Source organism: Flavobacterium sp., assembly GCF_043722275.1.
Taxonomy (GTDB): domain Bacteria; phylum Bacteroidota; class Bacteroidia; order Flavobacteriales; family Flavobacteriaceae; genus Flavobacterium.
The window spans coordinates 1-10,260 of sequence record NZ_JAYSPC010000161.1 but is presented as its reverse complement, the minus strand read 5'-3'; the positions used below and the strand labels follow the sequence as shown (position 1 = coordinate 10,260).

At 31.1% G+C, this 10,260-nt stretch carries 8 protein-coding genes and 1 tRNA gene; 5 read left to right on the top strand and 4 right to left on the bottom strand.

The features are described 5' to 3' along the window. Window positions 1–27: 27 nt before the first annotated feature. From ACHZDT_RS20220 to ACHZDT_RS20205, 4 genes are all read right to left on the bottom strand, one after another. Window positions 28–99 (bottom strand) — tRNA-Glu (locus ACHZDT_RS20220). Between the two features lie 328 nt (window positions 100–427). Then, the gene (locus tag ACHZDT_RS20215; protein ID WP_394776507.1) at window positions 428–1,723 is read right to left on the bottom strand and encodes a phytoene desaturase family protein; all 1,296 of its coding nucleotides are present in this window, start codon (window positions 1,721–1,723) and stop codon (window positions 428–430) included. Continuing rightward, window positions 1,717–1,899, bottom strand: coding sequence for an FAD-dependent oxidoreductase (locus tag ACHZDT_RS20210; protein ID WP_394776506.1), 183 nt, complete (start codon window positions 1,897–1,899; stop codon window positions 1,717–1,719). The genes ACHZDT_RS20215 and ACHZDT_RS20210 overlap by 7 nt, the downstream gene beginning before the upstream one ends. Window positions 1,900–2,154: 255 nt before the next feature. After that, window positions 2,155–2,850, bottom strand: coding sequence for a pseudouridine synthase (locus ACHZDT_RS20205; protein WP_394776505.1), 696 nt, complete (start codon window positions 2,848–2,850; stop codon window positions 2,155–2,157). A gap of 665 nt (window positions 2,851–3,515) precedes the next feature. Between ACHZDT_RS20205 and ACHZDT_RS20200 the strand changes: the two genes are divergently transcribed. The 5 genes from ACHZDT_RS20200 to ACHZDT_RS20180 all read left to right on the top strand — a co-directional run. Next, a complete protein-coding gene (locus tag ACHZDT_RS20200; RefSeq protein WP_394776504.1) occupies window positions 3,516–4,484 on the top strand; it encodes a hypothetical protein in 969 nt (322 codons plus the stop codon). Next, window positions 4,484–5,095, top strand: a complete 612-nt coding sequence (locus ACHZDT_RS20195; RefSeq protein WP_394776503.1) for a hypothetical protein — start codon at window positions 4,484–4,486, stop codon at window positions 5,093–5,095. Before ACHZDT_RS20200 ends, ACHZDT_RS20195 begins: the two co-directional genes overlap by 1 nt. A gap of 88 nt (window positions 5,096–5,183) precedes the next feature. Then, entirely contained in the window at window positions 5,184–5,378 is a 195-nt protein-coding gene (locus ACHZDT_RS20190; protein ID WP_394776502.1) for a hypothetical protein, read from the top strand. Between the two features lie 482 nt (window positions 5,379–5,860). Next, window positions 5,861–7,519 carry a T9SS type A sorting domain-containing protein gene (locus ACHZDT_RS20185; protein ID WP_394776501.1) on the top strand — a complete coding sequence of 553 codons (1,659 nt, stop codon included), beginning with the start codon at window positions 5,861–5,863 and terminating at the stop codon, window positions 7,517–7,519. A gap of 9 nt (window positions 7,520–7,528) precedes the next feature. Continuing rightward, window positions 7,529–10,260, top strand: a 2,732-nt coding sequence (locus ACHZDT_RS20180) for a hypothetical protein (protein ID WP_394776500.1), incomplete at its 3' end; no start/stop codon positions are given.

Here is a 10,260-nt window from a genome sequence, read left to right as displayed (position 1 = left end):
TCCAGATTTCTCTGAAGCTTATTCTAGTAGCCCGTAGCGGAATCGAACCGCTCTTACATGGATGAAAACCATGCGTCCTAACCGATAGACGAACGGGCCTGTTTTTCTAATGCGGGTGCAAAAATGCAAATAATTTTCAAACACACAAAATAATTACAAAGAACTTTTCCTTAGATATTGCTAAAAATATCATGTTTACAAATAATCTATCCTTAATAATTGGATTAATTACAATGCATTTCTTTGATTTATAATTGATTGTTTTGAATATAAAAAAGAGGTAAAGAATATTTTTTCATTTTTTTATTATTGAAAATATATTGAAACCTATTTGTGTTTATAATAATATTCTTTCAATTTGATACTGCGTTTATGAAAAGCTATTAAGATAAAAGCGGTTTTTACCATAAAGGTTTTTGATATAGGTTTACTTTTCTGCATATTCGCTTGCAATTCTACCTGAAATTATTCCTGCTACTGTGCCTAGCCCAGGCCAGGTATTGTCAACTGCAAGCCAAAAATCTGTCATTCCGATATCTTGTGGAATAGCGTTAAAGTTAGAATTTTTCAAAGTTTGCTTAAATCCTCCAACACTACCATTTATCCTGCTTGTAAATTTTTGATATGTCAAAGGTGTACCTATTTCATAAATAATTGGATCTTTTGCCAGGTCTGGATAAACTTTTCTGGCACATTCAATTAAGTATTGTCCGATATTTTGCTTTTTTGTTTTATATTCTTTCTCAGATAAGTTTTGCCATTCAGAAACTTCACAATGTGTTGAAAGCATTACAGATCTAAAACCTAATGGGGCAGAAATTAGATCATCTTTTGCCGAGATTGAGATAAACATATTATTTCCATTTCCTAATTTAGCGTCATAATCGAGTAATATCTGATGATGAGTTAATCTTTGATTAGAAACTTCTAATTCCGGTACACCCAAAAAAACAACAATTGCACTTCCTTGATATTTTTCATATTTAGTCAAATATCGTTGCAATTTCATTTTTATTGAATCTGGACTAATTTGATATGTCAGGTCGATTGGTAGTGAACTAATGATTTTTTTAGCCGTAAAAACTCCTTTTTTTGACGTGATAACCCAGCTTTCATTAAATTTTTCAAAGCTTGTGATTTTGTTTCCCTTTTTTATTGTTCCTCCAATTTCAAGGTAATAAGTGGATAAATAATTCCAGAAATTTTTCATTCCTCCAGTTGCCCGCATTAAACCCGCACCTCTAATAGTGGTTCCTAAAGCTGAATTAATAAATGGGGCTTCTTCAATACTACTATGAACTGTATCTTCAATTAGCATCGATAACAATCCAATAAGTGGTTTTTCATTTTCTAGTTTAAATATTTTCAGAACATCCAGCATTGTATAATTAAGATATCGCAACAGATATAAATTTGGTATTCCAACTGTCTTTACTGCTGTTAACAAATCTTTTAAATTACGTATTGGCAACTTAGTATTTTGTCTGCTTGCTTTCCAAAATACTTCTGTTACTTTGTCCATAAGTTTCCAAAATTTAATGTGGTTTTCAGTAGAACCTAATTTTTCCAAGCGCTCATTTTTCCATTTTTCATAATCTCGAAATAAAGTAACTTGCCTATCCGGCAACCAGGCGATATAATCCAGATATTCTCCTTTAGGGATTTTTAAATTAATATCATTAAAAAAATTTCCCCCAACACCGCCGTCTACAAAGTCTACCATGTAGTTGCACCAACATCAAATGAAAAACCTTTTTTCGAAAAAAACCCGGCGCAGCCTCCTAATTGTCCATGGGCTTCAAAAACGATTGTATTAAATCCTTTTTTCTGTAATCTTAATGCAGCTGAAAATCCCGAAATTCCACCTCCAAATATTGCTATGTCGTATTCTTCAATCATTTTGTTCTGAAGGTTTTTAAAAAATATTTTACTCCTTAATGGCTAAAATAGAATATTTTTTTAAACTCATTATGAAATTAAATATGTTTCGACTTCCTTGATCTATGTCTTTCTTTTTAGTGCTTAAGCTACGATGTTCAAAAAGATTGTTTAAAAGAATATTTAAATTACGAACAAAGCTCCAGATTTCTCTGAAGCTTTGTTTGTTGTCAGGAAGCATTAAAATATTTAACCAGCTTTTTGAGGATTATTATTCTATTGATACTTACTCAAATCAAGATTAAGAATATTACCAACCCTGCTAAACTCTTCATTAATCTTTGCATTCAGGATTAATTGTTCATTTTTTATTGGATGATTAAAAATTAACTGATGGGCATGAAGCATCATTCCTTTCAGCTCATAATTTTCCAGCCATAGTTTATTTTGTTTGTTACAACCATGTGGACGACTTCCTAAAATGGGATGAAAAATATGTTTGAAATGTTTTCGTAATTGATGCATACGTCCAGTTTCAGGAATTGCTTCTACCAAACAATATCGTGACGTAGGTTTATTGTTAAATTCTAACTCAACTTCGGCATTTTGCAAACGATGAAAGTATGTTATTGCATTTTGTGTAATGTCATCATCATTGGTTAAATCATAATCTATTGTTAGTTCTTCGGGTGACCAGCCACGTAAAATTGCTAAATATTTTTTTTCGACTTCGCGTGTGGCAAAACGATCATTCATAATTTTCAAAATGTCTTTATTCAATGCAAACAACAACACACCAGATGTTTTGCGGTCTAGCCGATGAACAGGATAAACGTGTTGCCCTATTTGATTTCTCAATTCCTGAATAGCATACACTTTTGCATCGCGCGCATAAAATGATTTGTGAACCAACAATCCGCTTGGTTTATTAATTGCTATAATATATTCGTCCTGGTAAAGAATTTCTAACATTTGGCAAAAATAAAAGAGATTTCGGTTAAAATAACTTTTATGACTTATTTATTTCAATACCTCACTTTATAAAAACAGCGCAAATGTCTCCTACTTCGCACCTGAAATCCTGATCAGGTATACAAAAAATGAATCCATTAAAGAATAATTTATACTTTTCAAAATAAACATAAACAAAAAAAGCTCCAGATTTCTCTGAAGCTTGGTTTTAAAGTCAGAGATTTTATGAGTTTTGGTTTTCAATTATATTTGTTAAAATGACGCAATGTCAGAGACATTTGCGCAGCGTAAAGAAGAACACTTCATAGAACAGGAAATAATTCTCAAATCTATAGAATTCTCAAAACAAGTATAAATACCTGCCTTTAATCTTTAATTTATTAGTAGACTTGTAGATAATAAATTAAGATTATGGTTTTCCGTAAAATAATAAGATAATAATTAATAATATTTGTTACAATAAATTATAATTCGTTTTCTCTATTAAATTTTTAACAGTAATTGAAACATTTAATAGAAGATTATTAAATCAAATTATTTGCAATTTTAAAATGATGTAATATTTATAATATTTTCAAAGGTTTATTCATATTGTGAAATTTTAACCAAACTCTTTTCAAACAAATGCCATTTTTTAAATATAATAGAAATTAGATAAAACAAATATGGAAAATCGAAAGTTAGAAGTATATACTTTTATAGCTCACCCTAATAGGAAACCAGACGAAAATTTAATTTTAGAAGATGTTTTTGGCAATGATTTATATGTTAAACTAAAAAGTAAGTTTGCTGATTTTGTTGACACTTTTCCTCCTTTACAAATGGATGGAAAAACTGCAAAAATTGAGAAAAAAGAAGTTGAAGGCCAAAAAAGAACTATTTTTAAGACTAATGATTCTTTACGCTATATAGCTGGTAAAATTATGATTGGAGATGATGATGGTAAAGAACAAGATGTTGTAGAAAGTAATGAAGATAAAACTATTCTATATACCAAAAAAAAAGGTCAATCAGTTGAACGTCCTTATTATTTTATGGTAATTGTTCCTCTAGGTTTGAAATATGGATTTATTGTTTTAGAAAGAGAGGGAAAGCATTCGGCAAAAAGTGTTTTTGACAAACTTTTTAAAAAATTTATACATGAAAATCTATCAGGATTAAAATCTAAAATCAACAATTTTGTTGAATCTGAAATTATTAAAGAATATCTAGAATTTGGTAAATATAACAGCATTACCTTAAGTCAAAAAATTGTTTCAAGCGATAGAGCAGAACAATATTTAGGAACTTATATTGATGGTTCAAAATATAAAGTTGAATTACGCATTATACCTTTAGAAAATTCAATTATTCCTAATAGTACAAAAAAGAAAATTCTAAGTAATTTAGAAAACAACAATGGTTTCTTTGAAGGTATTGATTTTGAAAACATTGGGTTTGATGATAATGCTAATGTTAAAGTAGTTGCAACGAAGGATGGTAATACCAGAACCATTGATTTAGATGATACTTTTAAAATTAGACCCTATTATATTATCGACGTTCCTGATAATGATAAGGGTTTTTCTGAATTTAAAGAAATAAATAAAGAAGCGAAGAAATTACTGAAAAGCTTTGACTTAAATATTTTATAATGTATTCAAAACTAAATATAAAAAATATTATAATAGGTCATGAAACTTCTTTAATAAATGGAAAAAGCAATTCGCATTATAAAAGAGAATTTATTTTAATCCCAATATTAGTGTCTGTTAGTTTAGTTTTACTTAAAATTCCAGATAGTGAAGTGAAAAATATTTTCGGCATTTGTTTGTCAATTTTTATAGGACTTTATTTAAATATTTTGGTACTTCTTATTTCAAGTATTTCATCAGAAAATTTAAAAATAACATCTAAACAAAAAAAAATTAGATTAGAATTACTTAAGGAAACCTTGTACAATGTGTCTTTTTCAGTTTACATTTCTGTCAAGGCTCTTATTGCCTTATTTCTATCGACGATTTTAATTGTTACTAGCAAATCTTTAAATGATCTTATATGTGTGTTTACCAATAGAGACTTTAATTTTTTTATTCAGTCTGTTCTAGGCTTTTTTCTTTATAAATATACAATTGATATTTTTCTTATTTTATTTATGATCCTTAAGAGGATTAATATTATATATACCAAAGAAATTGATATAGAAAATCTTAAATTGAATGAGTTGATTAATAATGAGGATAGTGATGACGATAACGATAATTAGTATTTGATTTTTAAACGAAAATGCATCAAATTAATAAAAGTTATCAATGATAAGTAGAGAAATATTTAAAGCAACATAAAATAAGAAGATGAAAAAAGTATTAATAGTAAATGTAAATTCAGAATTGAAAGAAGAGTTAAGAAATGGAAAGCACACTCTTGAGTTTGAGCCATCTGAATTGAACAAGCACTTAGCGGAAGGATGGGAAATATCTAAAATGGACATTGTACAACCATCAGATTCATTGTTTTCATTTAGTGTGATTTATGTTCTACAGAAATAATGTAGTGTTGAAAAAATAAAATATAAATATTTTTCAGGACAAGACATACTAGTAAAAACAAAAAAAAGCTCCAGATTTCTCTGAAGCTTTTTGTCTTAGTAGCCCTAACGGGACAATTCTCGAACCATTTTATAAATGATTTGCAAAAAATGACTCGTATAAATTATTAAAGTGAAGGTCAATTTTTGAAATTAAACACTCGTTATAAAGTTGAGAAAATTGTTAGTATTGGTTGAATCATTTTCGATTTAACTCTGCATAAAATATCACGTATAAACCCTTGTTTTTCTGTGTTTTATATATTTTTAAATTATTTGTTGTGTTGTCTAACTTGTTCTTTTTAAGTGGTTTATGGCTAATGTTTTTTGTAACCATAAATAAAACAGCTGAAACTACAGAAACAATGTGGAAAACCGTACAATTATAATGTATGAGTAGTTTAGATTTGCGCGTAATTAAATTGCCAAAAACTAAACCTGCTTATGAAAAAACTTTACATATTAACGCTTCTTCTTCCTTTATTTAGCCATTCCCAAGATATTCTTTGGGAAAAATCATATGGAGGAACCCATGCAGATTATCTTTTTGACGCCCAGCCAACAGCCGATTATGGTTTTATTCTGGCAGGAAGTTCCTTGTCGAGTAAAACCGGAAATAAAACCGATGACAATCATGGAGATTTGGATTACTGGATCTGGAAAATGAATGAAAAAGGAGATCTTGACTGGCAAAAAAGCTTTGGCGGAAGCGGTTTTGATTTGCTTCAAAGCATTAAAAACACCAGGGATGGAGGCTTTATCCTTGCAGGAACATCAAGCTCATCAAACAGTTTTCAAAAAAATGAAGATTGCAAAGGCATTACTGATTTTTGGGTCATAAAACTGGATGCTACGGGAGCAGAACAATGGCAACGAACTATTGGCGGTGAGGGACATGATGAATTATTATGCGCTTTCCAGACCAAGGATGGAGGTTATATGTTAGGAGGATCTTCAAGTTCCAGTCCGCCTGTTATTTCTATTGTAAAACCAAACGAAAAATTAGCTACAACTAAGGCTGACTTATTCAATAAATCAGAAAAGAGCCGGGGAAGTATGGATTACTGGATTGTCAAATTAGACAAACAAGGAAATATTGAATGGCAAAAAACATACGGAGGTCAATATGCTGATGTGCTTCGAAGCATGGAACAGACTACAGATAACGGCTATATTTTAGCAGGATACTCCAACTCGCCAATTTCAGGTGATAAAACAGAAGCCAATAAGGGTTTTGGAGACTACTGGATCATTAAAATAAATAATACCGGTGCCATCGAGTGGCAAAATACGTATGGCGCCGAAGGCGATGACCAGCCATATGTAATTCATCAAACGGCTGAGGAAGGCTATATTGTAGGGGGAAATTCTAACAGTAAAAATGCTCTTACTCCTATGGGTGGTATTGTAGGCAACGGAACAGATTACTGGGTTTTAAAACTGGATAAGGAGGGAGGCGTTTTATGGAGCAAAACGTACGATTTTGGAAAAGTAGATATCCTAACTTCTTTAGTCGTAAACAAAGACGAAAGCTATTTAATAGGCGGCTATGCGCAAAGTGAAAGCAAGCGACCAAGAGAAGGAATTGTTGCAAAAGCAATGAACATGGTCAATAAGGAAAAAGAAGGGATCAATGATTATATCGCCTTAAAAATAGACAGCAAAGGCGAGCAAATCTGGAGCAAAACCGTAGGAAGCAGCGGAGAAGATATCCTTAGAAAGTTATTTGAAACCCGTGATGGAGGTTATTTGATGGCAGGAACATCAAACTCAAGCGCGTCAAAAGATAAAAACGGGAGTATTGGCGGTAATGACTTTTGGGTAGTAAAACTAAAGGACAAGGCAAAAGTAGAAAAGGTCAAATCCAGTATTGAGGCGATCCCTAATCCGGCAACCACTTATACCAATGTGATTATAGGGTATCATTTTAAGGAAGGAACAGCAACTTTGGTTGATATGGCAGGACGTATTTTGCAGGAGTTTGATATTGACAGCAGAACCGTGCCCGTTAACTTAAGCAGGTATGCAGAAGGTATCTACATTATCAACATCAGGACTGATGTAAAAACGGAATCTGTAAAAGTGATAAAATCTGTAAAATAAATTAAGAAGATGAAAAATAAATTACTTATAATATTCCTCATACAATTTACCTTTTTAATGGGGCAAAATGGAAAAGACAACTATTTCCCACCAACGCCTGAGGCCAATTCCTTAATTAAATATGTTGATGTACCGGTTAATTACTCAACAGGTGTTACTAATTATTCCATCCCCATACATACTATAAAATTAAAAAATGTAACAATACCCATTACCTTAATGTATCAGTCTTCTGGATTAAAACCTTCAGAAGTTGCAAGTAATACAGGGTTTGGATGGGAACTAAATGCAGGGGGAAAGATCACGCAGAATGTGGTTGGACAAAATGATACCGATAAACGTAGCCCATCTCATCCTTATTGGAACTTATCAAATGATAGAGATTTTAAGCTCCCACAGCCTGTAATGGATATAGCATGGTCTTTAAGTCCCTATACACGAAATCAGTTGGACAGTATACAGGGTGCTGGGACTGATTATACTATGTTTTATGATATAAATTCATCTGACATAGATACAAAACCAGACTTATTTTATTATTCAACACCAAATAAAGCAGGGAAATTTTTCTTTGGTAATAATTATGAAACAAAACAGATACCATTTGGTAAGGAAAAAATTATTTATAATTCTACAAATCGAAATTTTGAAATTGTTGATACAGACGGTGTTAAATATATTTACAATGCATACAGCGAAAATTTGAATTCTACGGAGAATGCATGTCTTACAGTTCCACAGTTAAACGGAATTTCTAATAGTAATTCTTATGCTTTTTATTTAACACAGATTATAACTCCTAATAATGAAACAGTAGATTTTATTTATGATACTGTAAAATATAATCTTACTAACGATAAAGATTATACAAGATATTACAATGGGTTGTACGGAGCTGCTGAAAAGGTCACAACATATTACTCGGAAAACACGACTAAAGTTTTAACAAAGATCAAAGTAAATCAGGATTATGAAATTGATTTCTTGTACACTAATTACAGAAAGGACATAAAAGGAAAAACTCAGGGAACAGCACCCAGGACGTTGGATGATATTACAATAAAATATAAAAATGAAATAGAAAGATATCATTTTGAATATGGTTACTTCGGGATTGCAGAAGGGACTTATAACCCTGGACTTTTTGAAGGAACACAAACTAATGAAAATTCAGAATATAGATTAAAATTAAAAAGTTTTCAAAAAAGAGGAGAAAGCCCTTATGTTTTTTCATATTATAATGAAGCCGCCGTTAGCAGATATGCTGGATGCTTAGATCATTGGGGATATTATAGTGAAACTTGTGGCAGATATACTATGAATACACTTTATAATGATTTAGGAAGCAAAAAAGAACCTAATTTATTGACAACCCGCACCAATATATTAAAGAATATTATTCTACCAACAAAAGGTGAAGTAGAATTTAATTATGAGTTGAATACTTCTGGCAACTATGATATTCCTTACACTTCCTATTCTTGGGAAGGTAGTGCAGCTTATGCTAATGATGACGATATATTTACTGGAGAATGGATTCGCAAATTCGCTATAATTGAGCCTCCCACAAGTTCTATTACAATTCCTTATCTCAATTTTAATCTGGCCAGCCGAGGACCCGCCACAACTTCTAACTATGCAATAGCGACTCTTTATGATGAGAATGGCAATAATATGAATGTTCGCTTTATTGACAATTTAAGTGGGAACAATTTTAAACCTTTGGATGGAGTTGCACTATTAAGTGGTAAGAAATACAAAATGGTTATAGATTTTTACGATACAGAGGAGAATCAGGGTAAATTTGCGGGAGTTTATTTTTTAACAGCGAAAACAGACGTTGTAGGTAACTCTGTTGTTGGGGGTCTGCGAATTCAAAGTATAAATACAAAAGATGCAGATAAGGAAATAACAAAACGTACTTTTGATTATGATGATAACGGTAAATCTTCAGCTGTACTGTATGAAATGCCTCGCTATTTTGATGAATATGGATTTTTTGTTGAGATGACAAACGGCGATCAGAATGTATATAAGACCGGCTGGCAGAACTTTGCTGTTCAGCATTCCAGAATTCCATCAGATTTATTTGGTTTTAACGGATATCATATTTTCTATAAAAAAGTGACAGAAAAACAAATTGACACAAAGGATCCATTAAATAAAATAAAAGTTGAAAAATATTTTACCTTTTATGATGATGTAAGATATGGAGATCAGAGTTATTTTTCTAAGATATCTTATAACTGGAAACGAGGTCTGCTATCTCAAATTAATGAATTTAATAAAAATGATACTATAAGAAAAACTATGTTTTCTTATAAGTTTTTAGATACTTCTCCTTCTGATTCAAACACGTCACGCTATGAAGCAGGTTTTCCGTTGTTCAATCCTTCATTTCCAAATGAATTTCATAAAAGAAGTGTGGATGTCAGCATTCTAAGGTCTAGTCCCAGCTTTTATAATTTATATACTTATTCAAACTATAAAATAATATCAGCGTGGTATTATATGGATAAAAAAACAACAGAAGAATATTTTAATGGAAAGATTTTAAAAATTGAAGAAAATTTTAAATATGACAATCCTGTTAGTGCTCAGTTAACATCTCAAATTACTGAAAATTCTTCAGGAGATCATATTGAAACAAAATATTACTATCCTGATGATTTATTAGGAGAGCCTTTTATGGCAGAATTAAAAGCGGCAAACAGAATTAGTATGCCGGTAATTACAGAACA

Excerpts from the sequence above, each read along its gene's own strand:
- ACHZDT_RS20190 (WP_394776502.1), top strand. The coding sequence starts at position 5,184 with ATGAAAAAAGTATTAATAGTAAATGTAAATTCAGAATTGAAAGAAGAG.
- ACHZDT_RS20205 (WP_394776505.1), bottom strand. The coding sequence starts at position 2,850 with ATGTTAGAAATTCTTTACCAGGACGAATATATTATAGCAATTAATAAA.
- ACHZDT_RS20185 (WP_394776501.1), top strand. The coding sequence starts at position 5,861 with ATGAAAAAACTTTACATATTAACGCTTCTTCTTCCTTTATTTAGCCAT.
- ACHZDT_RS20195 (WP_394776503.1), top strand. The coding sequence starts at position 4,484 with ATGTATTCAAAACTAAATATAAAAAATATTATAATAGGTCATGAAACT.
- ACHZDT_RS20215 (WP_394776507.1), bottom strand. The coding sequence starts at position 1,723 with ATGGTAGACTTTGTAGACGGCGGTGTTGGGGGAAATTTTTTTAATGAT.
- ACHZDT_RS20200 (WP_394776504.1), top strand. The coding sequence starts at position 3,516 with ATGGAAAATCGAAAGTTAGAAGTATATACTTTTATAGCTCACCCTAAT.
- ACHZDT_RS20210 (WP_394776506.1), bottom strand. The coding sequence starts at position 1,899 with ATGATTGAAGAATACGACATAGCAATATTTGGAGGTGGAATTTCGGGA.